This window comes from Burkholderia sp. LFS061 (genome assembly GCF_047978125.1).
In the GTDB taxonomy this organism is placed as follows: Bacteria; Pseudomonadota; Gammaproteobacteria; order Burkholderiales; family Burkholderiaceae; genus Burkholderia; species Burkholderia pyrrocinia_C.
The window spans coordinates 212,154-238,522 of sequence record NZ_JBFPFS010000002.1 but is presented as its reverse complement, the minus strand read 5'-3'; the positions used below and the strand labels follow the sequence as shown (position 1 = coordinate 238,522).

The 26,369-nt window shown below is 67.5% G+C and carries 27 protein-coding genes and 1 pseudogene; 9 read left to right on the top strand and 19 right to left on the bottom strand.

Features of this window, described 5'->3' with window-relative positions; genetic code table 11:
* Positions 1 to 133 precede the first annotated feature (133 nt).
* The 3 genes from lhpH to ACNQQL_RS02640 form a co-directional block, all read right to left on the bottom strand.
* Entirely contained in the window at positions 134 to 1,141 is a 1,008-nt protein-coding gene (gene lhpH, locus ACNQQL_RS02650) for a trans-3-hydroxy-L-proline dehydratase (protein WP_347063102.1), read from the bottom strand.
* Between the two features lie 65 nt (positions 1,142 to 1,206).
* Positions 1,207 to 2,328: a branched-chain amino acid ABC transporter substrate-binding protein gene (locus tag ACNQQL_RS02645; RefSeq protein ID WP_347063101.1), complete on the bottom strand. Its 1,122-nt coding sequence runs from the start codon at positions 2,326 to 2,328 to the stop codon at positions 1,207 to 1,209.
* Between the two features lie 121 nt (positions 2,329 to 2,449).
* A complete protein-coding gene (locus ACNQQL_RS02640) occupies positions 2,450 to 3,187 on the bottom strand; it encodes a FadR/GntR family transcriptional regulator (RefSeq protein ID WP_347063100.1) in 738 nt (245 codons plus the stop codon).
* Positions 3,188 to 3,453: 266 nt separating this feature from the next.
* Here ACNQQL_RS02640 and lhpI point away from each other — a divergent pair, with 266 nt between their 5' ends.
* From lhpI to ACNQQL_RS02625, 3 genes are all read left to right on the top strand, one after another.
* Complete coding sequence (gene lhpI / locus ACNQQL_RS02635) at positions 3,454 to 4,389, top strand: bifunctional Delta(1)-pyrroline-2-carboxylate/Delta(1)-piperideine-2-carboxylate reductase (protein WP_347063099.1); 936 nt, start codon at positions 3,454 to 3,456, stop codon at positions 4,387 to 4,389.
* A gap of 179 nt (positions 4,390 to 4,568) precedes the next feature.
* Complete coding sequence (locus tag ACNQQL_RS02630; RefSeq protein ID WP_072436763.1) at positions 4,569 to 4,973, top strand: response regulator; 405 nt, start codon at positions 4,569 to 4,571, stop codon at positions 4,971 to 4,973.
* Between the two features lie 16 nt (positions 4,974 to 4,989).
* Positions 4,990 to 5,769 (top strand): helix-turn-helix domain-containing protein, encoded by a 780-nt coding sequence (locus ACNQQL_RS02625; protein WP_347063098.1) that lies wholly within the window; start codon positions 4,990 to 4,992, stop codon positions 5,767 to 5,769.
* 53 nt (positions 5,770 to 5,822) lie between these two features.
* On the opposite strand, the gene ACNQQL_RS02620 is transcribed toward ACNQQL_RS02625, so the two are convergent.
* The 6 genes from ACNQQL_RS02620 to ACNQQL_RS02595 form a co-directional block, all read right to left on the bottom strand.
* Complete coding sequence (locus tag ACNQQL_RS02620; RefSeq protein WP_347063097.1) at positions 5,823 to 6,176, bottom strand: metal ABC transporter ATPase; 354 nt, start codon at positions 6,174 to 6,176, stop codon at positions 5,823 to 5,825.
* 156 nt (positions 6,177 to 6,332) lie between these two features.
* Positions 6,333 to 6,572 (bottom strand): UDP-glucose 4-epimerase, encoded by a 240-nt coding sequence (locus ACNQQL_RS02615; protein ID WP_204422882.1) that lies wholly within the window; start codon positions 6,570 to 6,572, stop codon positions 6,333 to 6,335.
* Positions 6,573 to 6,588: 16 nt separating this feature from the next.
* Entirely contained in the window at positions 6,589 to 6,879 is a 291-nt protein-coding gene (locus ACNQQL_RS02610) for a DUF1488 domain-containing protein (RefSeq protein WP_152857248.1), read from the bottom strand.
* Positions 6,880 to 7,010: 131 nt separating this feature from the next.
* A complete protein-coding gene (locus ACNQQL_RS02605) occupies positions 7,011 to 7,409 on the bottom strand; it encodes a DUF488 domain-containing protein (protein ID WP_072436759.1) in 399 nt (132 codons plus the stop codon).
* A gap of 162 nt (positions 7,410 to 7,571) precedes the next feature.
* Positions 7,572 to 8,774 carry an amino acid aminotransferase gene (locus ACNQQL_RS02600; protein WP_347063096.1) on the bottom strand — a complete coding sequence of 401 codons (1,203 nt, stop codon included), beginning with the start codon at positions 8,772 to 8,774 and terminating at the stop codon, positions 7,572 to 7,574.
* A 46-nt stretch (positions 8,775 to 8,820) separates the two neighbouring features.
* Positions 8,821 to 10,206: an amino acid permease gene (locus ACNQQL_RS02595; protein ID WP_347063095.1), complete on the bottom strand. Its 1,386-nt coding sequence runs from the start codon at positions 10,204 to 10,206 to the stop codon at positions 8,821 to 8,823.
* A 319-nt stretch (positions 10,207 to 10,525) separates the two neighbouring features.
* Here ACNQQL_RS02595 and ACNQQL_RS02590 point away from each other — a divergent pair, with 319 nt between their 5' ends.
* Positions 10,526 to 10,999 carry an Lrp/AsnC family transcriptional regulator gene (locus tag ACNQQL_RS02590; RefSeq protein WP_065502096.1) on the top strand — a complete coding sequence of 158 codons (474 nt, stop codon included), beginning with the start codon at positions 10,526 to 10,528 and terminating at the stop codon, positions 10,997 to 10,999.
* Positions 11,000 to 11,039: 40 nt separating this feature from the next.
* On the opposite strand, the gene ACNQQL_RS02585 is transcribed toward ACNQQL_RS02590, so the two are convergent.
* Positions 11,040 to 11,897 carry an EamA family transporter gene (locus tag ACNQQL_RS02585; RefSeq protein WP_347063094.1) on the bottom strand — a complete coding sequence of 286 codons (858 nt, stop codon included), beginning with the start codon at positions 11,895 to 11,897 and terminating at the stop codon, positions 11,040 to 11,042.
* A 402-nt stretch (positions 11,898 to 12,299) separates the two neighbouring features.
* Here ACNQQL_RS02585 and ACNQQL_RS02580 point away from each other — a divergent pair, with 402 nt between their 5' ends.
* Both ACNQQL_RS02580 and ACNQQL_RS02575 read left to right on the top strand, forming a co-directional pair.
* The gene (locus ACNQQL_RS02580; protein WP_347063093.1) at positions 12,300 to 13,973 is read left to right on the top strand and encodes an alkaline phosphatase family protein; all 1,674 of its coding nucleotides are present in this window, start codon (positions 12,300 to 12,302) and stop codon (positions 13,971 to 13,973) included.
* Positions 13,974 to 14,066: 93 nt separating this feature from the next.
* Positions 14,067 to 15,488, top strand: a complete 1,422-nt coding sequence (locus ACNQQL_RS02575) for a cytochrome-c peroxidase (RefSeq protein WP_347063092.1) — start codon at positions 14,067 to 14,069, stop codon at positions 15,486 to 15,488.
* A 24-nt stretch (positions 15,489 to 15,512) separates the two neighbouring features.
* Here the strand turns inward: ACNQQL_RS02575 and ACNQQL_RS02570 are convergent.
* From ACNQQL_RS02570 to ACNQQL_RS02550, 5 genes and pseudogenes are all read right to left on the bottom strand, one after another.
* Positions 15,513 to 16,246, bottom strand: a pseudogene (locus ACNQQL_RS02570) (class I SAM-dependent methyltransferase).
* Positions 16,247 to 16,323: 77 nt separating this feature from the next.
* Positions 16,324 to 17,634 (bottom strand): FAD-binding oxidoreductase, encoded by a 1,311-nt coding sequence (locus ACNQQL_RS02565; RefSeq protein ID WP_347063091.1) that lies wholly within the window; start codon positions 17,632 to 17,634, stop codon positions 16,324 to 16,326.
* The gene (locus ACNQQL_RS02560; protein WP_347063090.1) at positions 17,631 to 18,386 is read right to left on the bottom strand and encodes an amino acid ABC transporter ATP-binding protein; all 756 of its coding nucleotides are present in this window, start codon (positions 18,384 to 18,386) and stop codon (positions 17,631 to 17,633) included. The genes ACNQQL_RS02565 and ACNQQL_RS02560 overlap by 4 nt, the downstream gene beginning before the upstream one ends.
* A complete protein-coding gene (locus ACNQQL_RS02555) occupies positions 18,383 to 19,039 on the bottom strand; it encodes an amino acid ABC transporter permease (protein ID WP_006482843.1) in 657 nt (218 codons plus the stop codon). The genes ACNQQL_RS02560 and ACNQQL_RS02555 overlap by 4 nt, the downstream gene beginning before the upstream one ends.
* An 88-nt stretch (positions 19,040 to 19,127) precedes the next feature.
* On the bottom strand, positions 19,128 to 19,904 hold the full coding sequence (locus tag ACNQQL_RS02550; RefSeq protein ID WP_105389975.1) for an ABC transporter substrate-binding protein: 777 nt from the start codon (positions 19,902 to 19,904) through the stop codon (positions 19,128 to 19,130).
* 159 nt (positions 19,905 to 20,063) lie between these two features.
* Between ACNQQL_RS02550 and ACNQQL_RS02545 the strand changes: the two genes are divergently transcribed.
* Positions 20,064 to 20,855 (top strand): IclR family transcriptional regulator, encoded by a 792-nt coding sequence (locus ACNQQL_RS02545; protein ID WP_034179587.1) that lies wholly within the window; start codon positions 20,064 to 20,066, stop codon positions 20,853 to 20,855.
* 50 nt (positions 20,856 to 20,905) lie between these two features.
* Here the strand turns inward: ACNQQL_RS02545 and ACNQQL_RS02540 are convergent, their stop codons facing one another.
* The 3 genes from ACNQQL_RS02540 to ACNQQL_RS02530 form a co-directional block, all read right to left on the bottom strand.
* Complete coding sequence (locus tag ACNQQL_RS02540; RefSeq protein WP_416392499.1) at positions 20,906 to 21,127, bottom strand: T6SS amidase immunity protein Tai4 family protein; 222 nt, start codon at positions 21,125 to 21,127, stop codon at positions 20,906 to 20,908.
* A gap of 24 nt (positions 21,128 to 21,151) precedes the next feature.
* On the bottom strand, positions 21,152 to 22,486 hold the full coding sequence (locus ACNQQL_RS02535; protein WP_347063089.1) for a chloride channel protein: 1,335 nt from the start codon (positions 22,484 to 22,486) through the stop codon (positions 21,152 to 21,154).
* 247 nt (positions 22,487 to 22,733) lie between these two features.
* A complete protein-coding gene (locus tag ACNQQL_RS02530; RefSeq protein ID WP_072436744.1) occupies positions 22,734 to 23,195 on the bottom strand; it encodes a VOC family protein in 462 nt (153 codons plus the stop codon).
* Between the two features lie 309 nt (positions 23,196 to 23,504).
* Between ACNQQL_RS02530 and ACNQQL_RS02525 the strand changes: the two genes are divergently transcribed.
* Positions 23,505 to 24,647 carry a porin gene (locus ACNQQL_RS02525; protein ID WP_072436743.1) on the top strand — a complete coding sequence of 381 codons (1,143 nt, stop codon included), beginning with the start codon at positions 23,505 to 23,507 and terminating at the stop codon, positions 24,645 to 24,647.
* Positions 24,648 to 24,863: 216 nt separating this feature from the next.
* Positions 24,864 to 25,166, top strand: coding sequence for a DUF4148 domain-containing protein (locus ACNQQL_RS02520; RefSeq protein ID WP_347063088.1), 303 nt, complete (start codon positions 24,864 to 24,866; stop codon positions 25,164 to 25,166).
* A gap of 125 nt (positions 25,167 to 25,291) precedes the next feature.
* On the opposite strand, the gene ACNQQL_RS02515 is transcribed toward ACNQQL_RS02520, so the two are convergent.
* Positions 25,292 to 26,239, bottom strand: coding sequence for a LysR family transcriptional regulator (locus ACNQQL_RS02515; RefSeq protein WP_072436741.1), 948 nt, complete (start codon positions 26,237 to 26,239; stop codon positions 25,292 to 25,294).
* Between the last annotated feature and the right edge of the window lie 130 nt (positions 26,240 to 26,369).

The following is a 26,369-nucleotide window of genomic DNA, read 5'->3' as shown; positions in this document are numbered from 1 at the left end:
CGCCGGCGCACACCGCACGGCTTCGCGACCGGCCGCACGCAAAAAAGGCGCGTGCCCCCGCAACGGGAACGACGCGCCAGGCCTGGTACGACAACCGGGTGGCCGCGCGACGGCGGCCGATCGGCGCTGCTACTCAGCGCACGAGAAAACCGTAGGTCAGCGGATCGCGCTCGTCGACGATCCAGTTCGCGAAACCGCAGATATGCGCGCTGCCTTCCACTTCCGGGATCACGGCCGGGATGTCGCCGACCGTCGTCTCGCGCAGCACGCGCCCCTTGAAGATCGTGCCGACGATCGATTCGTTGACGAGCGTGTCGCCGGCCGCGAGCAGCCCGCGCTGGTACAGCTGCGCGACGCGCCCGCCGGTGCCGGAGCCGGTCGGCGAGCGGTCGACCTCGCGATCCGCGAACACGCAGCAGTTCGCCTGCGTCGAGCCCGGATGGCGCGGCGCGTTCGCGATGATCGTGCCGTAGATATGGTTGATTTCCGGAATCTCCGGATGCATGACCGGGTACTTCGCGTTCGCGGCGGCCTTCACTTCCGCACCGAAGCGGATCAGCTTTTCCACCGCCGCTTCGCGCACCGGCAGGTCGAACGGCGCGCCGTCGACGTAGAAATAGAACGCGCCGCCATACGCGATGTCGCCGGTCACGGTGCCGAACGACGGCGTATCGACCGACACGTCGCGCCGCCAGATGAACGACGGCACGTTGACGAAGCGCACGGGCCCCGCATGCTCGCCGTCCCACCTGACGAAGGCCTCGATGAAACCGCACGGCGCGTCGATGCCGACCCGCGTTTCCGGCATCGTGCGCTGCACCCAGCCGAGTTCGACCGCGGCGGTCGACAGCGCGATCACGCCGTGCCCGCAATGGTCGCTGTAGCCTTCGTTGTGCACGAAGATCACCCCGAAATCGGCGTTCGGCGACACGGGCTCGGTCAGGTAGCCGCCGTACATGTCGGCGTGGCCGCGCGGTTCGAACATCAGCGCGCGGCGGATCTCGTCGGCGTTCTCCTTGAGCCATGCGCGGCGCTGGACGATCGTGTCGCCAGGCAGGCGCGGCAGCCCGCTCGTGACGATGCGGAACGCTTCGCCGCCCGTATGGACTTCGACGGTGGAAAGGGATCGGGAAATTTTCATGTTCGGTCGAATGCGTTGAAACGAAGGACGGCGGCCGGGCCGCCGTCCGATGGCGGGCTTGGCCGTTACTTCGCGTACGGCTCGGGCAGGCCGTTGCGGATCACGTAGACGGACGTCGGCGCGCCCTTCAGGTCGCCGTTCGCGTCGAACGAATAGGTGCCCGCGACGCCCGCATAGTTTGACTTCGCGAGCTGCGCGATCAGCTTCGCCTTGTCGGTGGTCGTGCCGGCCTTGACCATCGCGTCGGCGAGCAGCTTCACGCCGTCGTAGTAGTTGACGCCGTAGACCTGCGTGTCCGTGTGATAGGCGTCGTGGTACTTCTTCAGGAATTCGCGCCCGGCCGGCGTCTTCTCGAGCGCGACGCCGCCCTGCGCGCAGTAGACGATCGATGCCGCATCGCCCGCCACCTTGCCCATGTCGGCCGAGCAGATGCCGTCGCCGCCGAGCAGCTTCGCGCGCAGCCCGCGCTGCTTCATCTGCTTGGCCATCGGCGCGCCCTGCGCCGCATAACCGCCGAAGAAGATCACGTCCGGGTTGCCCGCCTTGATCTTGGTGAGAATGCCGAGGAAATCGGTGGCCGACGAACTCGTGTATTCCTGGTCGACGATCTTGATCCCGTTCGCCTTCGCGATGTTCATGAACTGCTCGGCGACGCCCTGCCCGTACGCGGTGCGATCGTCGACGACGGCCGCGGTTTTCGCGTTCAGCGTCTTCGCGGCGAACGTGGCCATCGTGCCGCCGAGCTGCTCGTCGCTCGCGCCGATCCGGAAGATGTTCTTGAAGCCCTGCTTCGTGAGCGCCGGATTCGACGCAACCGGCAGGATCGGCACGCCTGCATTCGAATACACGCGCGATGCCGGGATCGCGACGCCCGAGTTGTACGGCCCGAGCACCGCGACGACACCCTTGTCGACGAGGTTCTGCGCGACCTGCACGCCGGCCTTCGGGTCGGCCTGGTCGTCGTCTGAAATCAGCTTGAACGTGACGGTCTTGCCGGCCACCTTCACGCCGGCCTTGTTGAGTTCGTCGACGGCAAGGCGCGCGCCGTTTTCATTGTCCTTGCCGTTCGCGGCCTGCGGACCCGTCAGCGGCGCCGAATGGCCGATCATCACGACTTCCTGCGCGTGCGCGGAAGTCAGCGCGCCGGCGGCAACGGCCACCGAGAGCGCGGTAACGAGGTATCGCATGATGTCTCCTGATTGGTTTTGTGTGAAACCAATGTAGGACACGCGTGGTCACATCGCAAGCAATTTCAAAATAATTTTCGCTATTCTGGTCATATTTCAGACCAGAACGAAGCCGTGCACGTCACTTCGGCGCGATGTCGCGCCGCACGCGGCGGATATGCTGCTCGACATAGAACGCAGCCGCATCGGCATCGCCGGACACGATCGCCTCGTAGATCAGCCGGTGTTCGGACACGTAGAGCCGGATCCGGCCCGCGTCGTAGATGCCGTCGTCCTTCAGCCGCTTCCATAGCGGCTGGTCCATCGTCTTCGCGACCTCGTCCGCGATCTTCACGATCAGCGGGTCGCCGGTCATCAGCGCGAGTTGCCGGTGGAACAGCCGGTCGCTCTCGTTCCACAGCGCGCGCTGATGCGGATCGTCGACGTCGGTGATGGTTTCCATCTGCGCGAGATAGCGCTCGGCGCCCGGGTCGGCGCGGCCGTGCGAGGCAGCGAGGCGCGCGATCGCGGGTTCCAGGATCAGCCGCACGTCGAGCGTCGACGTCGGGCTGAAGTCGGCCTCGGACGCCGCACGCGTGTCGCCGCGTTCCGCGAGCACGTCGAGCGGCGCCGCGACGACGTAGGTGCCCGAATTGCGCTTCGTGAACACCAGCCCTTCGTTCTGCAGCGCGCCGAGCGCCTCGCGCACGGCCGGCCGGCCGACCTGGAACAGCACCGCGAGCTCGCGCTCGGACGGCAGCCGCGAATCGGCCGCGTAGCGCCCCGCGCGAATCTCGTCGCGGATCTTCTCGGCGACCTGCTCGTAGATCTGCAGCGGCCTGAAACCGCCTTCGAGTGATTCGGGACGCGCGGACATCATCGTATGGCTCCTGCCCGGTCGCGGGCGTGGACTTGGAATGGGTTCGCACTATACCGGAGCGGCGCCGGCATCGAGACCACGGCGACCCTTTTGGACAGATATTAGAACCAAAACCGGCGCTTCGGTTTATTTTCCGGGTTGCCGGTGCGATGGAAAGTGGTATAGATTCGATCCACACTGCCACCGTGTCACGGTATCCGGCAGCCCCCTTGGCGGGCGCGTCATGCGCCCGTCGTCCACGTTCACCGACGCCTGCGACGTACACGATGACCGCCCTTTCCCGGATTCCCGTTTTCGATGCGGCCGATACGGCCGCGCTACTCGACTACCCGGCGCTGCTCGCCACGCTCAGGCAGGCCGTCGCCGAGTACGCGGCGGGCGAGATCGTCAGCCCCGAACGCCTGGTCGTGCCGCTGCAGGCCGGCGGCGTGATGCTGTCGATGCCGTCGAGCGCGCGCGACCTTGCCACCCACAAGCTCGTGAACGTATGCCCCGGCAACGGCGCGCGCGGGCTGCCGACGATCCTCGGCCAGGTGACCGCGTACGACGCGACCACCGGCGAGATGCGCTTCGCGCTCGACGGCCCGACGGTCACCGGCCGCCGCACGGCGGCCGTCACCGCGCTCGGCATCGACGCGCTGCATGGCGCCGCGCCGCGCGACATCCTGCTGATCGGCACCGGCAAGCAGGCGGCCAATCACGCGGAAGCGCTCGCGGCGATCTTTCCCGATGCGCGCCTTCACGTGCGCGGCACCAGCGCCGACAGCGCGGCCGCCTTCTGCGCCGCGCACCGCGCGCAGGCGCCGCGGCTCGCACCGCTCGACGGCGACGCGATTCCCGATGCGATCGACGTCGTCGTCACGCTGACGACGAGCCGCACGCCCGTCTACCGTGAAGCCGCGCGCGAAGGCCGGCTCGTGGTCGGCGTCGGCGCGTTCACCGCGGATGCGGCCGAGATCGATGCGAACACGGTGCGCGGCAGCCGGCTCGTCGTCGACGATCCGGCCGGCGCGCGCCACGAGGCCGGCGACCTGATCGTCGCGCAGGTCGACTGGCAGCAGGTCGCGTCGCTCGCCGACGTGCTGGGCGGCGCATTCGCCGTCGGCGGACCGCTGCTGTTCAAGAGCGTCGGCTGCGCCGCGTGGGATCTCGCCGCGTGCCGCACCGCACGCGATGCGCTGGACGCGCGCCGGGCCGGCTGACCCGGCAGCGAAGCCCACCGGCCGCGCGCGCGGCGCCGGTGCGGCGTTGCAACATCCGGAGCGCTCCGACACTTTCCCGTACGCGTTGTAGGAAACGCCCTACAACGCGTCGAAGCGGCCTACACCAACTTCCAATTCGGCCGATTTCATTTTTGGCGGCGCAACACGATACTGCCGGCATGAATGCCAGCTTGTCGCCCGCCACGCTCAGGGTGTTTCTCGTCGATCACGCCGTCGCCGTCCGGCAGCGGATCGCGCTGCTCGTCGGCGCGATTCGCGGCGTCGCCGTCGTGGGCGAAGCGGAAGACGGCCAGCACGCGTGGACGCAGATCCGCGGCAGCCGGGCGGATGTCGTGATCGTCGACCTGCGGCTCGCGGACGGCAGCGGCCTCGACCTGATCGGGATGCTGTCGAAGGCCGCGCCGCGCATCGTCACGATCGTGCTGACGAATCATTCGGCGCCGGCATTCAGAGAGGCATGCGCGACGGCCGGAGCCGACTACTTCTTCGACAAGACCGTCGAATTCGACGCCGCGTGCCGTGTCATCGAATCCCTGGTGCACGCTCGCGTGCACCGCCCCTGACGTGCCGGAGCGACTCATGTCCACAGCCACCGCCTGCCCCGCCGACGTCCCCGTCGCGCCCCGGCCGACGACTCCGCTTCGTGCGGTCACGCGCGCCGACGCCGCCAAACATCCCGCCGCACGCTGCTCGGCCTGCGCGATGCGCTCGGTGTGCCTGCCGCCGCAACTGACGGCCGCCGAATACGGCCGGCTCGACGCGATCATCTGCACGACCCGGCAGGTTCGCCAGGGCGACGCGCTGTTCCGCACCGACGATCCGTTCCAGAGCATCTATGCAGTGCGCGCGGGTTCGGTCAAGACGGTGATGATGCATCGCGACGGCCGCGAACACGTGACCGGCTTCCAGATCGCCGGCGACACGCTCGGGATGGACGGCATCGGCAGCGGCCAGCACTGCTGCGACGCGATCGCGCTCGAAGACAGCGTCGTGTGCGTCATTCCGTTCGGTGCGCTCGAAGCGGCGTGCCGCGAGATCAAGCCGATGCAGCACTTCCTCTATCAGATGCTGAGCAGCGAGATCGTGCGGAAATCGAGCCAGATGCTGCTGCTCGGCACGATGTCGGCCGAACAGCGCGTCGCGCATTTCCTGCTGAACCTGTCGTCGCGCTTCGAGGCGCGCGGCTATTCGGCGACCGAATTCAACCTGCGGATGACGCGCGAGGAAATCGGTTGTTATCTCGGGATGAAGCTGGAAACGGTCAGCCGGATGTTCTCGCGCTTCCATCGCGAAGCACTGGTCGAAACACGCGGCAAGCGCGTGCGCATCATCGACGCGCAAGCGCTCGCGCGGGTCTGACTCGGGTCGGACGTACGCGCCGGCATCGTCCGCGCGGCATCGCGCGCCGTGCGTCACCGAGCCGTGCCATCGGTGGTCGCCGCGTCGCGCAGCATCACCCTGCCGCCGCCCGCCTGCCACGCGATCAGCGCCTGTTCGGCCTGGGCGAACGCGCGGTGCAGCGCATCGTCCACGTCATCGCCGCTGCACGGCGGCAGCGGCCTGAGCGCCTCGTCATGAAACACCAGGTCGAGCCGCACGTCGTATGTGCGCGCGCCGTCGGCCGCCACGCGCGATTCGATTGCGAGATGACAGCCGTCGATCAGCGCGCGAAACCGTTCGAGCCGCACCAGTTGCGCGCCGGCTTCGGCTTCGATCGCGGCCGAACCCGTGAATCCGAGGCAGGCGATCTGCATGCCCACGCCCATGTCGTTTCTCCTGACGGGGCCGCCCGCTCGTCGACCGCCTTGCATGCACCGCCCGCGCCGAAAGGCGGCGGTGCGTATTTCCCGTGGCGTGGCGCGGATTCTTCGATCGCTGGCCTGCCGATAAGTCTGTCCGCACCTCTGTCGGCGCGGCACCGTTCATACGTTGAATACCTGCGACGTCTTCATCTCGATCCACGTCATTCCGGCCCGCAGCCCTTCGATCATCGCCTCGCGCTCGGTCGGATACGCATGGCTGTGCTCGAACGTATGATGAAAGCGCCCGGCGCCGCTGCCGTGCTCGACCGACACGCGGCAGCGGAATTCCCCCGATTCGCACGGGCGCGTCTCGACTTCGACCGACCAGTCGCGTTCGTGAATGTTGCCCTGCAGAGTCATATCCCCTCCTGCGGTGTCAATCGCCGAGCCGGAAGTGGCCGCTGTGCAGCAGCACCGGCCGGCCGCCGATTTCCTCGAGCATCCGTCGTGCCATCGCTTCGATCGCCGGCCGGTGCGCGTCGAACGCGGCCAGCAGGTCGCGTTCGAGCAGCGACGGCGCGCCGAAATGATCTTCCAGTGCCTCGGCCGTGACCGCGCACTGCACGCAACGTCCGTCGACCAGCGCCGAAAACGCGACGACCAGGTCGCGCGCGCAATATTCGGCCGGCTCGGGCGGGAAGGTAATCTGCATCTGTCCGCCTGTCATTGTCGTGATGACTCCATGACGAGAGCATAGTGGCGCGCGCGGCCGCCCGCTTGACCCACGTCAACCGGTTCGCTGCACCGCACGATCGCAGTGCGGTATCGTGCCGCCGCGTCAGTCCGATTCAGCCCGCTTCAGCCCGCATCGGGCTCGATCGCCGCGCCGCGCTCCGCGAGCAGCTCGCGCAGCACGCTGCGGTGGCAATGGCGCTCGTCGTCGCAGTAACAGCCAATCGAGAACGCGGTGGTCGCCGATAGCGCCGCCAGCAGGTCCAGCACCTTTGCCGGATCGCCATGCGCCATCTCCGCGCGGAAGTGGCGCTTGAACGCGTTCCATTCGGCGTCCGTTTCGGCCGCCTGCGCCTGCGCGACGAGCTCGGGGCTCGGCGACAGCGTCGGCAACCATACATCATAGTAGTTGCGCGACGCGAATTCCGCCTTCGGAACGCCGCGCGGCGGCCGCCGCACCGTCCCGATCCGCAGGCCCTCGCCGGCCGCGCGCGGCGTGCCGAGCTGGATGATCCGGATGCCCATGTCGCTCCTCTGCCCTGTGTCCGATTCCGTGATCGTACCGCCGCGCCTGGCCACGCGTCAGCCTGGCAGCACGCATCGCGGCCGCGCAACAAAAAACCGGCTGCCTCCGCGACGGGAGACAGCCGGTTCGGCCGACAGCGTTGCGCGCCCGGCGCGCAACGATCAGACGCCGCTCTTCAGCACCTTGCCGATTGCGTCGGCAACGATCCCGACGTTCGAGTCGTTCAGGCCCGCCACGCACATCCGGCCGGAACGCAGGATGTACACGCCGTGCACTTCGCGCAGCGCGTCGACCTGCGATTCGGTCAGGCCCGTGTACGTGAACATCCCGCGCTGCTTCACGTAGCGCGTGAGCGCTTCGCCGCTGACGTGGTCGCGCAGGCCGTCGTGGATCGACTGGCGCATCCGCGCGATGCGGCGGCACATCGCGGACAACTCTTCTTCCCACTGCTTGCGCAGCGCCGGCGTGCCGAGCACGGCCGCGACGACCTTCGCGCCGTAGGTTTGCGGGTTGCTGTAGTTCGAGCGCACGGCGCCGGCCAACTGGCCGAGCACGCGCTCGGCCGCGGCCGCATCCTCGCAGACGACGCTCAGGCCGCCCACGCGCTCGCCGTACAGCGAGAAGTTCTTCGAGAACGAGTTCGCGACCAGCGCCGGCACGCCGCGGCGGGCCAGCTCGCGCACCGCGAACGCATCCGCATCGAGGCCCGCGCCGAAGCCCTGGTATGCCATGTCGACGAACGGCAGCAGGCCGCGCGCCTCGATCACGTCGATCAGCTTTTCCCACTGGCCTTCGTCGAGGTCGACGCCGGTCGGGTTATGGCAGCACGCGTGCAGCAGCACGATGCTGCGCGCCGGCAGCGCGTCGATCGCCGCGAGCATCGCGTCGAACTTCAGGCCGCCCGTCGCCTCGTCGTAGTACGGATACGTGTTCACCGTGAAGCCGGCGCGCTCGAAGATGAAGCGGTGGTTTTCCCAGCTCGGATCGCTGAGCCATACCTGCGCGTCCGGGAAGTAGCGCTTCAGGAAATCGGCACCCACCTTCAGCGCGCCCGAGCCGCCGAGCGTCTGCAGGGTCGCGATGCGGCCGGCGGCGCGGGCCGGGTGATCGGCACCGAACACGAGCGCCTGCACGGCGTCGCGATACGCGGCCAGGCCGACCATCGGCAGGTACGGCTTAGGGCCGCTCTCGCGCTGCAGCGCGGTTTCGGCTTCGCGCACGGCGCCCATCACCGGAATCCGGCCCTCGGCATCGAAGTAGATGCCGATGCTCAGGTTGACCTTCCGGTCGCGCGGATCTTTCTGGAAGTTCTCGTTGAGCGTCAGGATCGGGTCGCCCGGGTACGCGTCGATGTGTTCGAACATGGCTTGAATCGGTCTCGTTTGGAAGAATGGTCGGTGGTGGCCTGCGTCAGCCTGCGGACGCGCCGTCGCGCACCGCATAGCCTGCATCCTTCTGACGGAATCGATACCCGATCGCGAGCACCGCGAGCCATACCGGGATCAGGTACACCGACAGGCGGAGATCCGGCGTCAGGTACATCACGACGAGAATGCCGGCCATGAATGCCAGGCACAGGTAATTCGTGAAAGGATAGCCCAGACTGCGGAAGGAAGTCTTCTCCCCGGCTGCGCGCTTGGCCTGGCGGAACTTCAGGTGGATCAGGCTGATCATCGCCCAGTTGATGATCAGCGCCGACACGACGAGGCCCATCAGCACCTCGAACGCCTTGCCCGGCATGAAGTAGTTGACCAGCACGCACGCGCCGGTGGCGAGCGCCGACGCGCCGAGCGCAGCGAGCGGAATGCCGCGCTTGTTCACCGAGCACAGCACCTTCGGCGCATTGCCCTGCTGCGCGAGGCCGAACAGCATCCGGCTGTTGCAGTACACGCCGCTGTTGTAGACCGACAGCGCGGCGGTCAGCACGACGACGTTCAGCACGTTCGCGACCAGGTTGCTGCTCAGCGCGTGGAAGATCAGCACGAACGGGCTGCCGCCGCTGACGACCTTCTCCCACGGATACAGCGACAGCAGCACGGCGAGCGCGCCGATGTAGAAAATCAGGATGCGGTAGATGACCTGGTTGGTCGCGCGCGGGATGCTGTGCTTCGGATCGTCGGCCTCGGCCGCCGTGATGCCGACGAGTTCGAGCCCGCCGAACGAGAACATGATCGCGGCCATCGACATCACGAGGCCCGACACGCCGTTCGGGAAGAAGCCACCGTGCTGCCACAGGTTCCTGACGCTGGCCTCCGGCCCGGCACTGCCGCTGGCGAGCAGCCAGCCGCCGAAGCCGATCATCCCGACGATCGCCGCGACCTTGATGATCGAGAACCAGAATTCCGTCTCGCCGTACGACTTCACGCTGGTCAGGTTGATCAGGTTGATGACGACGAAGAACACGAGCGCCGACACCCAGGTCGGCACGCCCGGCCACCAGTACTGCACGTAGATCCCGACGGCCGACAGTTCGGCCATGCTGACGAGGATGTACAGCACCCAGTAGTTCCAGCCCGACAGGAAGCCCGTGAAGTGGCCGAAATACTTGTTGGCGAAGTAGCTGAACGAACCTGCGACGGGCTCGTCGACGACCATCTCGCCGAGCTGGCGCATGATGAAGAACGCAACGATGCCGGCCACCGCATAGCCGAGCAGCACGGACGGGCCGGCCATCTTGATCGTCTGCGCGATGCCGAGGAACAGCCCCGTGCCCAGCGCGCCGCCGAGCGCAATCAGCTGGATGTGCCGGTTCTTCAGCCCGCGCTTCAGGCCGTCGCTCTCGTTTCCAGAAACCATGTCTTCTCCACTCTGTCCGCCTCCGCCTGAAGCGGTGCGGCGCGCCTCGGTGTGCCGGGCGCTGTTTTCGCTGTGCCGGCGGCGTTCGTGGAGCCGCCGGGTTGGGGACTGCAATCTTCGCGTGGCGGCGCCCGATTCGCGTCGGCGTGCCCGCCAGACCGGCCGCCGACTTGTCGCCCACGCCGCATTGCTGCGGCCACACACGAAAATCCGGCGTCAGTTTAGCGTCGCGACGGCGAAATCGGGTTTCGTAACCCGTTCATGCAAACCCTACATTATGAGATAAGATTGCATCCAGGAGACAAATGAGGAAATAAAAATGCCTGAACCGGTTCTCGACCGCATCGATCGCCACTTGCTTTCGATCCTGCAGGAGAACGGCCGTGCGTCGAACCTCGATCTGGCGAAGGCCGTCGGCCTGTCACCCGCGCAGACGTTGCGGCGCCACCGGCGGCTGGAAGAGATCGGCGCGATCCGCCGCTACGAAACCCGGCTCTGCCCCGACACGCTCGGCTTCGGCGTCACCGCGTTCGTGCATGTGACGATGGAGCGCGGGCATATCCGCGACCTGTCGAAGTTCCAGAAACTGGTGTCCGATCTCGCGCAGATCCAGGAGTGTTTCTCGGTCACGGGCGACATCGACTATGTGCTGAAGGTCGTCGCGCACGACCTGAAGGGGCTGTCGCAGTTCCTGCTCGAAACGCTGATGCGGATTCCCGGCGTGAGCGGCGTGCATTCGAGCGTGTGCCTCGACGAGATCAAGTGCACGAGCGCGATGCCGGTGGAAAGCTGATTCGGGCGCGCCAGGCACCCGACGAGCCCGGCAGCCGCCTTCACCGCACCGCCTCGAACGCACTGATCAGCAGCGCCCCCGCCGCAATCACCGCACATCCCGCAGCACGGCGCGGCGTCAGCCGCTCGCCGAGATACACGCGTGCGATCAGCGCCGCGAACACCACGCTCGTTTCACGCAGCGCCGACACCGGCCCCATCGGCGCGCGTTCCATCGCCCAGATCACGATGCCGTACGCGAGCGCCGCGAATACGCCGCCGCACGCAGCCTTCGCCGTTTCGCCGACATCCTGCGTCAGCCGCAGCGGCCCCGCGCGCAGCCGGTAGTACGCGGCCATCATCATGCCCGTCAACACGAACATCCACGCGGTATAGCCGACCGTGCTGCCGCTTTCCCGCACGCCGATCCCGTCGACCACGCTATAGGCCGCGATCGACACGCCGGTCGCGAACGCGGTCGGCAGCACCTGCGTCATCCGGTGCTTCGCGCCACGCCCGCCCTCCAGCCCGATCGCCATGATGCCCGCGCAGATCAGCACGAGCCCGCCCTGCGCGCCGGCGTTCAGGTGCTCGCCCGCGAACGCCGCCGCGCCGAGCGTGACGAGCAGTGGCGCGGTGCCGCGCGCAACCGGGTATGCGACGGTCAGGTCGCCGTGCTCGTAGGCGCGCACCAGCAGCAACGTATAGACCACATGGATCACGGCCGATGCGACGACACAGAGCCAGCCCATGGGCGTGATCGGCGCGGCGGCAGGCAGGAACAGCAGCGCGAACAGCCCGATCGCGATTTGCAGCACCGTGGCCGACCGCAGCCGGTCGCCGCTGCTGCGCACGAGTGCATTCCATGACGCATGCAGGAACGCCGCACACAGGACAGCAAACAGAACGGGGATCGGCATGCTGAATTCTCGGTAACGGTCGGCAACATGAAATCGTCGCCTCAGGGCGTTCATCGTATGAATACGTCACACGATTGTCAAAAACGCGGTAACCACGGCATTACGCGCGAACCGGCCGGCGGCACCCTCTCGCCCGCCTCGCGCGGCATTCACGGCAACGGCCCCGCGCGCCGCGAAATGTGTCTTCGTGGTTGCGCGCGGTCTGCCCCTTTCCGTTCTCTTTCGCACCGCGTTGCGCCGTAATGGAATCGATACCGCAGCGCAACCGTCGCGAAACCGCTCCGTCCCCATATCTTCATACGCGACTGTTCCAATGCGCGTGCTCTCTCGCGAGCTCCGCGCCGAACCGACACGGCGACGGGGCCGCTCTCCACCATCGAAGGCCTTACCTGGAGTTTCCCGATGTTCCGTCAAGCCTTGCTCGTCACCGCCTGCGCAGCCGCAGCGCTTGCGCTGTTCGCCTGCGGCGGCAGCGACGATCCGACGTCGACGCCCGCGGTGTCGTCGCAGGATGCGCTGCAGACCGCCACGCCGATCAAGCACGTCGTCGTGATCTACGGCGAAAACATCTCGTTCGACCACTACTTCGGCACCTACCCGAACGCGACGAACCCGTCGGGCGAACCGGCGTTCACCGCGAAGCCCGGCACGCCGACGCCCAACGGCCTGACGGGCACGCTGCTCACCGCGAACCCGAACTTCACGAACACGGCCAACGGCACCGATGCAGCGAACCCGTTCCGCCTCGACCGCACGCAGGCCGCGACCGCCGACCAGAACCACGCGTACACGGCCGAGCAGCAGGCCGAGGACAACGGCCTCGCCGACCTGTTCCCGAAATACACCGGCAAGGGCTCGTCCGGCGGCGCCGGCGCGTTCGGCACGAAGGGCCAGGTGATGGGCTACTTCGACGGCAACACCGTGACCGCGCTGTGGAACTACGCGCAGCGCTTCGCGATGAGCGACAACGCATACACGACGGTCTACGGCCCGTCGACACCGGGCGCGCTGAACGTCGTGTCGGGGCAGACCAACGGGATGCAGATCGTCAAGACGTCGAAGCAGCCCTCGACGCTCGCAGCCACCTCGTACTACATCAACGACGGCCAGGGCGGCTTCACGATGATCAACGACGTCGACCCCGGCTTCGACGTGTGCTCGAGCACGACCGACCAGGCGATGATGACGGGCAAGAACATCGGCGATCTGCTGAACGGCGCGAAGATCACGTGGGGCGGCTTCATGGGCGGCTTCAACCTGTCGACGACCAACGGCAACGGCACGACGGGCTGCAGCCGCAGCACGGTCGCCACCGCCGTGAACGCGGCGACGGCCGACTACATCCCGCACCACAACTGGTTCCAGTACTACGCGTCGACGTCGAACCCGCAGCACACGCGCCCGAGCTCGATCGCGGCGATCGGTTCGAGCGTCCAGACCGACGGCAAGACGGCGGAACCCGCGAACCACCAGTACGACAGCGACGATTTCTTCGCCGCGGTGAAGGCCGGCAACTTCCCGTCGGTCAGCTTCCTGAAGGCGCCGGCCGCGCAGGATGCGCACGCGGGCTATTCGGATCCGCTCGACGAGCAGGCGTTCGTGACGAAGGTCGTCAACTTCCTGCAGCAGCAGCCGGACTGGCAGAACACGGCCGTGATCGTCACCTATGACGACTCGGACGGCTGGTACGACCACGTGTACGCGGCGCCGACCCATTCGTCGTCCGACGCCGTCGACCAGGTCAACGGCAACGGCAAGTGCGGCACGGGCGGCACCACCGGCGTGAATGGCGGCACCGTGAACGGCCGCTGCGGCCCGGGCGTGCGCATTCCGCTGATCGTGATCTCGCCGTACGCGAAGCAGAACTACGTCGACCACACGATGATCGACCAGGCATCGGTCGTACGCTTCATCGAGGACAACTGGCTCGGCGGCCAGCGCATCGGCGGCGGCTCGTTCGATGCGACGGCGGGCGACCTGCGCGGGTTGTTCGACTTCACGTCGAAGCCGAACACGACGCCGCTGTACCTCGACCCGACGCTCGGTACTGCATTGAGCGCGGCACCGTCGATCTGATCGGCTTCCGTTGACCGCAGGCCGGCGCATCACGCGCCGGCCGTTTCCATTTAACGCGCCGCTTCGCGCGGCGCCCGATTTCCGACTGACAGCATGACAGCTCGCCCCGCGTTCCCGTCTCCCGACGCCTCCGGCACCCCCGCGCCACGCTCCCCTTCCCGCCTGCTGCGCCGCGCGGCGTTCGTGCTCGGCGCGGCCGTGCTCGGCTATGGCGCATTCGCGGTCGCGTTCCCCGCGCGGGTGCCCGCGGCGATCGGCACCGTCGTCGCCGACTGGACGGGCGCGAATCCGCATCCGGTCGTGCTGCAGCGGCCCGCCGCGCAGCCGCTGTCGGCGGTCGCGCAGCTCGGGCGGGCGCTGTTCGTCGATCCGTCGCTGTCCGCGTCGGGCAAGCAGTCGTGCGCGTCGTGCCACAGCCCCGATCATGCGTACGGCCCGCCGAACGCGCTCGACGTGCAGCCGGGCGGCCTCGCGATGACGCAGCACGGGTATCGCCCGCCGCCGTCGCTGATGTATCTGTACCGCCAGCCGAACTTCAGCATCGGCCCCGATGCCGGTGAAAACGACGCCGCGCCGAGTGTCGCGCAGCAGGCCGCGGCGGCGGCCGGCGTCGTCAAGGCGCAGAAGGTGGCCGGTACGTCGGCCGCGCCGCAGCTCGTGCCGCAGGGCGGGATGTTCTGGGACGGCCGCGCCGATACGCTGCAGCAGCAGGCGTTCGGCCCGCTGCTGAATCCGGTCGAGATGGCGAACGCGAGCATCGACGACGTCGCGCACAAGCTCGCGCAGTCGTCGCACCGCGCGCAGTTCGAGCAGCTGTTCGGGGTGCGCGTGTTCGACAGCCCGCAGCTCGCGGTGTCGGAGGCGATGTTCGCGATCGCGCGGTATCAGGTCGAGGATCCGTCGTTCCATCCGTACAACAGCAAGTACGACCGCTGGCTCGAAGGCCGTGCGCGCCTGTCGCAGGCCGAGCTGCGCGGGCTGCGCCTGTTCAACGATCCGGACAAGGCGAATTGCGCAGGCTGCCACCTGTCGAAGCCCGGCAAGGACGGGCTGCCGCCGATGTTTACCGACTACCAGTACGAGGCGCTCGGCGCGCCGCGCAACAAGCAGCTTGCGCAGAACCGCAACGCGGCGTTCTACGATCTCGGCGTGTGCGGGCCGTTCCGTGACGACCTGAAGGACCAGACGCAGTATTGCGGGATGTTCCTCACGCCGACGCTGCGCAACTCGACGACGCGCCATGTGTTCTTCCACAACGGCGTGTTCCACACGCTCGACCAGGTGATGGCGTTCTACAACGAGCGCAGCATCTCGCCGCAGAAGTTCTATTCGCGCGGCGCGGACGGCAAGATCGACCAGTACGACGACATCCCGCCGAAGTATCGCGCGAACGTCGATGTGACCGATGCACCGTTCGATCGCAAGCCGGGCGACACGCCCGCGATGACGGCGCAGGATATCAAGGATATCGAAGCGTTTCTCGGCACGCTGAACGACGAGCCGGTGAAACATTGAGCGCCGGTTGACCGCCGCGCGGCGTCAGCGGCGCGCGCGGATGCAAAGGAGAAGGCCGGTGCCAGCGACAGCTCCGCATGGAGTCGTTCGGACACAGCCTTCATCTCCGGCAGCGGCTTGGGTTCGACGAACCGGTCGAGCCGCCAGCCGCTGTCGGCTACCGCGTTCAGAATGTCGGCGAGCGGCCGCCGCCAGGCTTCGACATACGGCTTCGGTTCGCCGAAGCCCGACCAGTGAAAGCCGAACCGGGACGTGTCGAAATACGTGCCCTCGCCGCGCGTGCGTTCGTCCATCCAGTCGCGCATCGGATGCGCCATCGAGAACACGAGCGTCGCACCCGGCCGTGCGACGCGCCGGAATTCGCGTAGTGGCGCTTCGAGGTCGCGCACGTAATCGAACGCCAGCGAACACAGCACCTTGTCGAAACGGCGGTCGGGCAGCCAGTCGAGCGCCGCCTCCAGATCGCCTTCCACCACATCGACCGCGAGGCCCGCGCAGCGCGTTCTCGCGAGCGCGACCATCTCCGGCGTGACGTCGAATGCATGCACGGTCGCGCCGTGGCGCGCGAGGTGCTCGCTGCAGATGCCGGGCCCGCAGCCGGCGTCGAGCACCGTCAGGCCGTCGACGTCGCCGAGCAGCGCCATCGTCGCCGGACGCTCGTAGAGCGCGTTGTGCGCCTTGGTCGGCGCGATGTCCGCATAGCGTTGCGCAAAGCTCGCGTATGCGCGGCGGCCGGGGGAATCGATCGAGTCGGTCATGCGGCATCCGTCGTCGGAAACTGGGAGTGTCGATTCTGCCCGATCGGACGACCGATGGCGACCCGCGCCCGCGCCCGTCAGGAAAGGCTGTCGAGCAGCCGATACCAGGCCACCCCGGCCGCGATGTAGAAGCGCTGCAGCCCGTGAAACGGAATCGGCCGGATCGGCGTGACCCGGAACGGCAGCGGCAGTTGCGCATCGCCGGACAGGTGCGCGGCCAGATGCTTGCCGAGCGTCGTCGCCATCGCGATGCCGCGGCCGTTGTAGCCGAGCGCGATCGTCACGCCCGGCGCGGGCTCGTGCACGTGCGGCATGAAATCCGCGGTGATCGCGACGCGCCCCGCCCAGCGGTATTCGAACCGGACACCCTTCAGTTGCGGATACAGCAGCGTCGTCGCGCGCTCGAGATGGCGCCAGTCGCTCGTCGCGCGCGGCTCCGCGAACGGGCCGCGGCCGCCCATCAGCAGGCGGCCGGCCGAGTCGCGGCGGAAATACAGCAGCAGGCGCCGCGCATCCGATGCGACCTCGCCGCCAGCGAGAATGTCGCGACCGAGATCCGGCGCGAGCGGCTGCGTCGCGACGATGAAACTGTTCGCGGCGATCACCGACTGGCGCAAGCCGGGCCACAGCCCGTCTGTGTAGCCGTTGGTCGCGATCACGACGCGATCCGCCGACAGCGTCGCACCGCCGGCCGTCGCGATCCGCCAACGGCCGTCGGCACGCGTCAGCCCGACGGCGCGCGTCAGCCCGTGCACGACCGCCCCGCTCGCCTGCGCAGCACGCACGAGGCCGCGCGTATAGCTGAGCGGCTGCACGCTGCCTGCGCGGCGATCGATCCAGCCGCCCGCGTACGCGTGCGTGCCGAGCCGCCGCGCGACGTCGTCGCGGCCGAGCACTTCGACCGGTGCGCCGCGCGCGGCCCACTGCTGCGCGCGGCGCGCGACCGTATCGAGCATCGCGACAGTCGGCGCCGGCTGGATCCAGCCGTGGCGACGCGCATCGCAATCGATCGCGTGCCGCGCGATCAGGTCGAACACCGTGTCGGCCGCGCCGCCGACAACGCCGGCAAGCTGCTCGCCGGCCTCGTCGCCGAACCGGCGGATCAGTTCGTCGGGGTCGTATTTCAGCCCGGGGATCACTTGCCCGCCGTTGCGGCCCGACGCACCCCAGCCCGGCTGCGCGCCGTCGATCACGCGCACGTTGGCGCCGCGTTCGGCCAGGTGGAGCGCGGTCGACAGACCCGTGAAGCCGGCGCCGACGATCGCCACGTCGCACGACGCGGACGCATCGAGCGCTGGGGTGTCAGGCGCCGGCGCGGCGGTCGCCGCCCACAGCGAATCCGGCCACTGTGAGTCGGGCCATGCGGGTGCCGATTTCCTTTCGCTCATGGTCGATCCGGGTTGGCGGCGCCGTCCGACGCCAGCAGGCGACGCAGGAATTCCTGCGTGCGGGGATGCGTCGGCTGCGTGAGCACGTCGCGCGCGGGCCCGCTTTCGCAGATGGTGCCGTCGTGCAGGAAGCACACGCGATCGGCCACCTCTCGCGCGAACCCCATCTCGTGCGTGACGACCACCATGGTCATTCCGTCGCGCGCGAGCCCGCGCATCACGCCGAGCACTTCGCCGACGAGTTCGGGGTCGAGCGCCGACGTCGGCTCGTCGAACAGGATCGCCTGCGGCTCCATCGCCAGCGCGCGTGCGATCGCGACGCGCTGCTGCTGGCCGCCCGACAGCTCGGACGGGTATGCATTCATCCGATGCGCGAGCCCAACCTTGTCGAGCAGCGCGCGGGCCCGCTCGCGCGCCTGCGCGGCCGGCACCCGCCGTACATGCACGGGGCCTTCCATCACGTTCTCGAGCGCCGTGCGGTGCGAGAACAGATTGAAGCGCTGGAACACCATGCCAACCCGCATCCGCAGTTCGTGGATACGCTTCGAATGCGCATCGACCTTCACGCCGTCGATCGTGATCGAGCCTTCGTCGTAGGTCTCGAAGCCGTTGATACAGCGCAGCACGGTCGATTTGCCCGAGCCGGACGGCCCGATCAGGCACACGACTTCGCCCTGCCGCACGTCGAGACTCACGCCCTTCAGCACGGCGTGCTGCTGGAAGCGCTTGTGTATCGAATCGATCCGGATCATGCGCCTCTCCTCAGCGCGAGCCGCTTGCCGAGCCGGTTCACGCCGAACATCAGCGGCAAGCCGAGCGCGAGATAAAGCAGCGCGACGAGCGTATAGACGCTCATGTTCTGGAACGTCGACGACGCGATCAACTGGCCGGCCCGCGTGATCTCCGCGACCGTGATCGTCGACGCGACCGACGAATCCTTCAGCAACATCACGAGCGTGTTGCCGTACGGCGGCAGCGCGATGCGGAACGCCTGCGGCAGCACCACGCGCCGCATGATCATCGGCCCGCGCATGCCGATCGCGTGCGCGGCCTCGATCTGGCCGCGGTCGATCGCCTCGATGCCGGCGCGGAAGTTTTCCGCCTGGTAGGCCGAGTACGCGATGCCCAGGCCGAGCACGCCGGCCTGGAACGCCGACAGCTGCACGCCGAGATCGGGCAGCACGAAGTACATGTAGAACAGCTGCACGATGATCGGCAGCCCGCGGATCACGTTGACGATCGTGCTGCCGGCCGTCGACACGGCGCGGTTGCGCGACACCTTCAGCAGCGCGAGGATCAGCCCCAGTACCGAGCTGAGCACGAACGCGCATGCCGTGATCTCGATCGTGACCACCGCCCCCTTCAACAGGATCGGCAGGAAATCGATCGCATTCTGAAAAAACATGAGGTCTCCTATGCGACAGCCGAACGGGCCGCCGCGGCGGGTGCCCGCGAGACGCGGGCGATACCGGCGTGGAACCGGGGGCCGGCGCTCAGCTCATGTGCCACTTCTGCAGGATCTGCTGCAGCGTGCCGTCGCCCTTCATCTTGCGGATCGCGCCGTTGAGCTGCTCGAGCGTCGCGGTATCGCCCTTGCGCACGATGAAGCAGACCTGCCCCTTCACGACGCTCTGGTATTCGGGCACGAGCCGCACCTGACGGTTGACGCCGTGCTCGATCTGGTACGCGACGATCGGCTGGTCGGCGAAGCCGGCCTTGATGCGCCCGAGCGCGACGTCGCGCATGATGTCGGCGATCGAATCGTAGGTCCGGACTTCCTTGAAGATGCCCTTCTTGTTGAGCGCATCGACGAACGCCGTGCCGACCTGTGCGCCGACCACCTGCCCCTTGAAATCGTCCATCGACGTATAGCGGCCCGGGTCGTCCGCCTTCACGATCAGGCCTTCGCCGAACGAATAGACCGTGTCGGAGAAATCGACGACCTGCTGGCGCGCCGGCGTCTTCAGCATCGCGGCCGAGATGATGTCGATCTTCTGCGTGGTGAGCGACGGAATGAGCGCCGAGAACACGGTCTGCTGCACGTCGACGCGAAAACCGGCCGATTTCCCGGCCGCGGTGATCGCGTCGACCATCATTCCCTGGATCGAATTGCTCTTGACGTCGAGAAACGTGAACGGCACGCCGGTGGCCGTCGCGCCGACCTTCAGCGTCGGCTCGGCCGCGACGGCGCCCGCCGATGCCGCGGAGATTGCGATACAGGTGGCGAAACCGGCGGCCAGTGCGCCGAACTGCTTGATGAACGAAACCATGGTGTCCCCTTCTCGAATAATCCGGTGCGCCGCCAGTCGCCGATCGACGTTGCGACGATGACCCGATCTTAAAACGAATCAAAAATATCGCAAATAGATTTTTGCGTATCGATATTCGATACGATATGATTCGATATCGAATCGATCAAGCCCCTGCTCATGGAAACTTTGCCCGATCAGTCGAACGACCTGCTGTTCAACCAGTCGCTGGAGAAAGGGCTGAACGTGCTGCGCGCGTTCAGCGCGAAGCGGCGAACGATGACGCTTGCGGAAGTGGCCGACGCGGCGGGGATGACGAAGAGTTCGGCGCAGCGGATGGTCTATACGCTCGAGAAGCTCGGCTATATCCGCAAGCATCCGGTCACGCGGCGTTACCAGCTCACGCCGCACGTGATGCGGATCGGCTTCAACTACCTCGCGGCCGATACGCTGATCGACGTCGCGAATCCGTTCCTGTCCGAGCTCACGAACCTGACCGGCGAAACCACCAACCTCACCGAACCGGACGAGGACGAGATGGTGTACGTCGCGCGTTTCGTGTCGACGAAGTTCGTGCCGATCCACATGCCGATCGGCAGCCGCATCCCGATGTACTGCACCGGCAGCGGCCGCGCGTTCCTGAGCGCGCTGCCGCCCGACGATGCGCGCGCGCGGCTCGACGGCATGGCACGCACGCCGCATACGCCGCGCACGGTCACGGCGCTCGACGCACTCGTCGCGCTGCTCGACAGCGCGCGGCACGAAGGCTACGCCACCAATCAGGAAGAACTGTTCATCGGCGACATGTCGATCGCGGCGCCCGTGCTCGGCAGCCAGGGGCAGCCCGTCGCGGCCGTGCATGTGGTCGCGCCGACGAGCCGCTGGACGTTCGACGACGCGCGCCGCAAGCTTGCGCCGGCCGTGATCGACTGTGCGCGCGGCATCAGCAATTCGATCAGGACGCTTGAATAGCGAGCGCGATATGGAAACGGCACGCCGCTGCATTGCGCAGCGGCGCTCGATCACTGCTGCGGCTTCCGCGGGTTCTCGGTGCGATAGGTGCTGTTCGGGCGCAAGACGAGTTGCTTCGCCGCGGCGTCGAGCTCCTTGCCGTGATACAGGTCAACGCACTTCAGGAAGTCGAACTTCACATCCTTGACTTCCGATTCGACCACGGGATTCCGGTAATCGCGCGCGAGATACTTCGCCACCAGCGCGTCGAGCGTCAGCGACCGGCCGCCCAACGTCTCGCGCGCCTCGTTGCTAAGTTAGCGCGTCGCCGCCGAGTGTTCGCCCACCATCGCAATCGCCTTCGCCCGCCGCTCGGCCTGCCTTTGCGCAAACCGGTACGCAACAAGCGCCCCGGCCACCGCAAGCAGCATCGGCACGAGGCTGTCGTGATTCGCGCGCGTGAATTCGAGCAGCAGCACGACCGCCGTGATCGGCATCTGTATCGACGCGGCGAGAAACGCGGTCGCGCCGATCAGCGCATACCCGCCGATCGATGCGCCCGGCCAGACGAGACTCCACAGCCCGCCGAGCACGACGCCGAGCAGCGCGCCGTTCGCGAGGCCCGGCGTCAGCAGGCCACCCTCGGCGCCGGCCCGCAGGCTGCCCGCCTCGATCAGCACCTTCAGCACGAGCAGCGTCGCCGCGAGTCCGATCGTCAGCGTGCCGTCGAAGCCGAGCGACGCCGGCCCCTTGCCGTTGCCGAGCAGTTGCGGAAACCGCATCGCAAGCACGCCGATCACCGCGAAGTTGACCAGCGCGAGCACTGGCAGCCGCCCGTCTTTCGGCGCGTTCGCCCGCGCGCGGGTCGTGAGCCGCACGAAGCCGTACGCGGCGAAGCCGAACAGCGGCCCACAGACGATCGACCATGCGACGAGCGGCGCGCTCAGTACGAACGGCGGCACCGTGTACTGGTGTTCGTTGCCGAGGCCGATCCACGCGACGGCCGCCGCGATCGCCGACGTCACGACCGCGACGATCAGCGCACGCAGTTCGAACGTGCCGAGCAGCACTTCGAGCACGAAGATCGCGCCGCCGAGCGGCACGTTGTAGACGGCCGCGAGGCCCGCGCCCGCGCCGCACGCGACCATCAGCCGGCAGTCGCCGGGCGTGAGCCCCGCGCGATGCGCGAGCTGCCCGGCGAGCAGCGAACCGATCTCGCGCGGCGCGACTTCGCGGCCGAGCGGCGAACCGAGCGCGACGGTGACGATCTGCAGCAGCGCGTGGATCGTCGTGCTGACGAACGGCATCCGCGGATCGGCCGCACGCACCGCGCGGCGAATGCTGACGAGCGGCCGGCCGTACCGGTAAAGCGCCCACCAGCCGCCGCCGGCGACGATCCCACCGACGATCAGCACCGCAAGCCGGCGCAGCGGATCGGCACCGGTCACGCCGGTGAGGAAGCTCTCGGTGCCGATCACGTGCGCGATGCTGTAACCGTACGCAACGTGCTGGATCGCATGCAGCAGCAACGCGATCAGCATGCCGCCGAAGCCCGCGCCGACGCCGGTCAGGATCGTGACGACGGCCACGCGCGCGAACGGGCTGGCGGGCGGGGAAGCGGATGCGGGAGCGGACGGGAGATCGAGGCGCATGAGGTCGGCGAACGGGGATCGAAAGGACGGCGCGCAACACGCGCGCCGTCATCAGGACCGCATCGTAGGCTCGCGCGTCTCATGCGACAAACGTATTTTTCGAATCGACTCATGCATTTCATGAATATATAGCGCGAGCAACTTGCAACCGCGTTCCGCATCAACCCGGTCGATCCGGATAAGCGATGCGCTCCGGTTCACGCCGAATCTATGGATGAAAAGCATCGATGCGCGCACGCGCCGCGCATCAGGACCAGCCTTCGAACGTCAGGCCGGTTTCGGCGGCCGCCTGCTCGGGCGTCACGTCGCGCACGTGCTGGCCGAACGTCCATACGTGCTGTTCCGGATCGCGCGCGCGATAGGTGCGGTCGCCATAGAACTGGTCGGCCGGTTCCTGCAGGATTTCCGCTCCGGCCTGCCGCGCATGTTCGCAATGCGCGTCGAGGCCGTCGGCAAGCTGCACGTGCACGCTTTGCGTGTTCCTGCCGCCGATCTCTTGAGGGCTCGCAACGAAATCGGCCCAGTGTCCGCCGATCATCACGACGCCGCCGCGATGCGTGAGCTCCGCATGCGTGACCTCGCCTTCGGGCGTACGGACGACGATGCCGCATGCGAAGCCGAACGCGTGCTGCAGCCATTCGAGCGCGACGCCCGGATCGCGGTAGTACACGGCGGCGCTGATCGGCGGATGGCGGTCGGGCTGGGGCATCGTGTGTCTCCGGTCGTGGGCACGAGCGGCTCATTCTCCGCGCGTCGGCCGTGCGGATCAACCGCCGTGCCGCGTCCCGCGCATGTTGCAACGGCGCGACAGCCGGGTCGCGCCGGGCGAATGCCGCGTGCAGGCCATCGCGCAAAAACGGCCGGCCTCGGGTGCGCTCGGCGCGTCGTGTCAGTTTTGTGAAGGACTTTTGCCGGATCCGGAAAGGTGCGCTCGCCGCGCCGGCGGCCTTGCGCGCGCCGTGCATTCCTATACTTGCGCCGAACTTTCGTTCCCAGTCCCACACGCAGGAGCTTCACCATGAAAAAAACCCTCATCGCCGGCGCTTGCGCGGCCGCGCTGTTCGCCCCGCTCGCCCACGCGCAAAGCTCGGTCACGCTGTACGGCCTGATCGACGCCGGCATCGCCTATACCAACAACGCCGGCGGCGCATCGCTGTGGCGCCTGACCACCGGCACGATCAACGGCAGCCGCTTCGGCCTGCGCGGCACCGAGGATCTCGGCGGCGGCGTGAAGGCGCTGTTCGTGCTGGAGAACGGCTTCAACGCGAACAACGGCGCGCTCGGCCAGGACGGCAAGCTGTTCGGCCGCCACGCGTATGTCGGCCTGAGCGGTAACGGCTACGGCACGCTGACGCTCGGCCGCCAGTACGACACGATGGTCGACTTCGTCGCGCCGCTGTCCGCGACGGCCGGCGACTTCGGCGATGCGGGCTTCGCGCATCCGTTCGACAACGACAACCTGAACCACTCGCTGCGTATCAACAACGCGGTCAAGTACACGAGCGATACGGTCGCGGGCTTCAAGGTCGGCGCGATGTACGCGTTCTCCAACTCGACGAACTTCAGCGCGAACCGCGCGTACAGCGTCGCGGCGAGCTACACGAACGGCCCGTTGAAGCTGGCCGGCGCGTACCTGCAGATGAACGGCACGAAGGGCTCGACGAGCGCCAGCCCCGGCGCGACCGATTCTGCCGAGGCGAAGAGCGTGAACCAGGGCGGCTGGTCGATCGGCTCGGACCGCATGCGCTCGTACGGCGGCGGCGTCAGCTACGTGTTCGGCCCGGCGACCGTCGGCTTCGTCTATACGCGCTCGCAGTACGACAACACGGGCTCGTTCGGCTCCAGCGGCCAGGTCGCGTTCAACAACTACGACGTGAACGTGCGTTATGCGGTGACGCCGGCGGTCAGCCTCGGTGCGGCTTACGTGTACACGGACGCCAGCGTGTCGAACCCGGACAGCAAGCACGGTACCGATCCGAAGTGGCATCAGGTCGACCTGCAGGCCGTGTACAAGCTGTCGCGCCGCACCGACCTGTATGCGGAAGCGATGTACCAGCATGCGTCGGGACGCGGCTACCAAGCGTTCATCAACGGTTCGGGCGGCGCGTCGAGCACGCCGAACCAGATCGTCGGCGCGATCGGCATGCGCACGCGGTTCTGACCGATGTGACGCAACGTCGCCCGCCGGCAACGAACCCGCGTTCGCACGCGGGTTCGGTCGCTGCGAGCGGCGCGCGTCAATGTTGTTCCATCTGGAAGGCAGCCTGCCTGGAATCGGGGTTTTTGCGCGCACAAGCGCTGCGTAGACTCGTATCGAAGGTCCGGGGCGCGCATCGCGCGTCGAACCGAACGTCTACCCCTCACCCAGGAGAACCTCGTGAAATCGCTCGTCGTTACCGCCGCCGCTGCCGTCCTGCTTGTCGCACCGGCCCTGTCGTTCGCCCAGTCGGCGAAGTCGCCCGTCACGCGCGCGCAGGTGCTGCAGGAACTGGTCGATCTCGAGTCGGTCGGCTACAACCCGGCGCGCGGTGAAGCCGGCAACTATCCGGAAGACATCATGGCGGCACAGGAACGACTGCAGGCGAAGCGTCTCGCGCAACGGAAGGCTGCGCAGGCCGCATACGGCCCGGCCGGCGAGCCGGCAACCGAATCGGGCACGGCGGCGAAACCCGCGCTGTGACGATGTGATGAAGCGCGCCGCCCGCATGAATCGTGTGCTGCGGGCGGCGCGCATGTCGCGTTTGCATGAAGAAGCCTGATCACCGGCCCACGCAACGCATCGACCTCCCGCTGCGCGCCCGGCGCTCAGGCCGCCTGCGGTTCGCGGTCGATCGCGTTCAGCATCTCGACGTCGCGCGCGATCATCCCCGGCACCTGCGCGCGCAGCATCTCGACCCAAGTCCGCACCTTCGCGTCGACGAAGCGGCGCGACGGATACAGCGCATACACGTTCATCTTCTGCAGGATATGCGCGGGCAGCACGCGCACGAGCGTGCCGTCGCGCAGTGCGTCGATCGCCGAGTACAGCGGCAGCATGCCGACCCCGATGCCGTCGCGGATCGCGAGTGCGAGCGATTCGGCCGTATTGGTCTGCACCGGCCCGGCAACGTGGATCTGCTCGACGCCTTCGGGCCCTTCGAGCACCCATTCGTGCGTCGGGAACGCGGGCGTACACAGCGTCAGGCACGCATGTGCGGCGAGATCCTGCGGACGGGCCGGCACGCCGTGCCGTTTCACATAGTCGGGCGACGCGCACAGGATGCTAAACGTCGAACCGAGCAGATGCGACACGAGTTCCGAATCGGGCAGCGACGACGCGGTCACGACGGCCATGTCGCTCGTGCCGTCGAACAGGTCGGGCATGCGCTGCGACAGCGACAGTTCGATCGACACGCCCGGGAACTGCGCGTGATAGCGCGTCAGCGCGGGCAATACATAGTGATGGCCGACACTCGCGAAGCTGTGCATGCGCAGCACGCCGGCCGGCCGTTCGTGCGCGCAGCTCGCCTCTTCTTCCGCGCGGTCGACGTCGGCGAGGATCTGGCGGCAGCGCCGCAGATAGCTTTCGCCGGCCGACGTCAGCGCGAGGCGGCGCGTCGAGCGATTCATCAGACGGGTGCGCAGGCGCGCCTCGAGCTCCGACACCGCGCGCGACATCGCGCCCGTCGTCGAATTCAGCGATTGTGCGGCGGCCGTGAAGCTGCCGGTCTCGACGACGCGCGAAAACACCCGCATGTTTTGTAGGGTATCCATTCCTGTGAGCAACCTGTAGCGGAGGCGCTATTTTCCTCCACTGAATGCGACAGATTGTTACTCCGGCTGCAACTATCGTTTCCCCATAGCTGCGTTAATGCGCGGGCGCCGCACTCCTACAATCGGCGCC

Coding starts and splice junctions, on each gene's coding strand:
- lhpH (WP_347063102.1), bottom strand. CDS start 1,141: ATGAAAATTTCCCGATCCCTTTCCACCGTCGAAGTCCATACGGGCGGC.
- ACNQQL_RS02645 (WP_347063101.1), bottom strand. CDS start 2,328: ATGCGATACCTCGTTACCGCGCTCTCGGTGGCCGTTGCCGCCGGCGCG.
- ACNQQL_RS02640 (WP_347063100.1), bottom strand. CDS start 3,187: ATGATGTCCGCGCGTCCCGAATCACTCGAAGGCGGTTTCAGGCCGCTG.
- lhpI (WP_347063099.1), top strand. CDS start 3,454: ATGACCGCCCTTTCCCGGATTCCCGTTTTCGATGCGGCCGATACGGCC.
- ACNQQL_RS02630 (WP_072436763.1), top strand. CDS start 4,569: ATGAATGCCAGCTTGTCGCCCGCCACGCTCAGGGTGTTTCTCGTCGAT.
- ACNQQL_RS02625 (WP_347063098.1), top strand. CDS start 4,990: ATGTCCACAGCCACCGCCTGCCCCGCCGACGTCCCCGTCGCGCCCCGG.
- ACNQQL_RS02620 (WP_347063097.1), bottom strand. CDS start 6,176: ATGGGCGTGGGCATGCAGATCGCCTGCCTCGGATTCACGGGTTCGGCC.
- ACNQQL_RS02615 (WP_204422882.1), bottom strand. CDS start 6,572: ATGACTCTGCAGGGCAACATTCACGAACGCGACTGGTCGGTCGAAGTC.
- ACNQQL_RS02610 (WP_152857248.1), bottom strand. CDS start 6,879: ATGACAGGCGGACAGATGCAGATTACCTTCCCGCCCGAGCCGGCCGAA.
- ACNQQL_RS02605 (WP_072436759.1), bottom strand. CDS start 7,409: ATGGGCATCCGGATCATCCAGCTCGGCACGCCGCGCGCGGCCGGCGAG.
- ACNQQL_RS02600 (WP_347063096.1), bottom strand. CDS start 8,774: ATGTTCGAACACATCGACGCGTACCCGGGCGACCCGATCCTGACGCTC.
- ACNQQL_RS02595 (WP_347063095.1), bottom strand. CDS start 10,206: ATGGTTTCTGGAAACGAGAGCGACGGCCTGAAGCGCGGGCTGAAGAAC.
- ACNQQL_RS02590 (WP_065502096.1), top strand. CDS start 10,526: ATGCCTGAACCGGTTCTCGACCGCATCGATCGCCACTTGCTTTCGATC.
- ACNQQL_RS02585 (WP_347063094.1), bottom strand. CDS start 11,897: ATGCCGATCCCCGTTCTGTTTGCTGTCCTGTGTGCGGCGTTCCTGCAT.
- ACNQQL_RS02580 (WP_347063093.1), top strand. CDS start 12,300: ATGTTCCGTCAAGCCTTGCTCGTCACCGCCTGCGCAGCCGCAGCGCTT.
- ACNQQL_RS02575 (WP_347063092.1), top strand. CDS start 14,067: ATGACAGCTCGCCCCGCGTTCCCGTCTCCCGACGCCTCCGGCACCCCC.
- ACNQQL_RS02565 (WP_347063091.1), bottom strand. CDS start 17,634: ATGAGCGAAAGGAAATCGGCACCCGCATGGCCCGACTCACAGTGGCCG.
- ACNQQL_RS02560 (WP_347063090.1), bottom strand. CDS start 18,386: ATGATCCGGATCGATTCGATACACAAGCGCTTCCAGCAGCACGCCGTG.
- ACNQQL_RS02555 (WP_006482843.1), bottom strand. CDS start 19,039: ATGTTTTTTCAGAATGCGATCGATTTCCTGCCGATCCTGTTGAAGGGG.
- ACNQQL_RS02550 (WP_105389975.1), bottom strand. CDS start 19,904: ATGGTTTCGTTCATCAAGCAGTTCGGCGCACTGGCCGCCGGTTTCGCC.
- ACNQQL_RS02545 (WP_034179587.1), top strand. CDS start 20,064: ATGGAAACTTTGCCCGATCAGTCGAACGACCTGCTGTTCAACCAGTCG.
- ACNQQL_RS02535 (WP_347063089.1), bottom strand. CDS start 22,486: ATGCGCCTCGATCTCCCGTCCGCTCCCGCATCCGCTTCCCCGCCCGCC.
- ACNQQL_RS02530 (WP_072436744.1), bottom strand. CDS start 23,195: ATGCCCCAGCCCGACCGCCATCCGCCGATCAGCGCCGCCGTGTACTAC.
- ACNQQL_RS02525 (WP_072436743.1), top strand. CDS start 23,505: ATGAAAAAAACCCTCATCGCCGGCGCTTGCGCGGCCGCGCTGTTCGCC.
- ACNQQL_RS02515 (WP_072436741.1), bottom strand. CDS start 26,239: ATGGATACCCTACAAAACATGCGGGTGTTTTCGCGCGTCGTCGAGACC.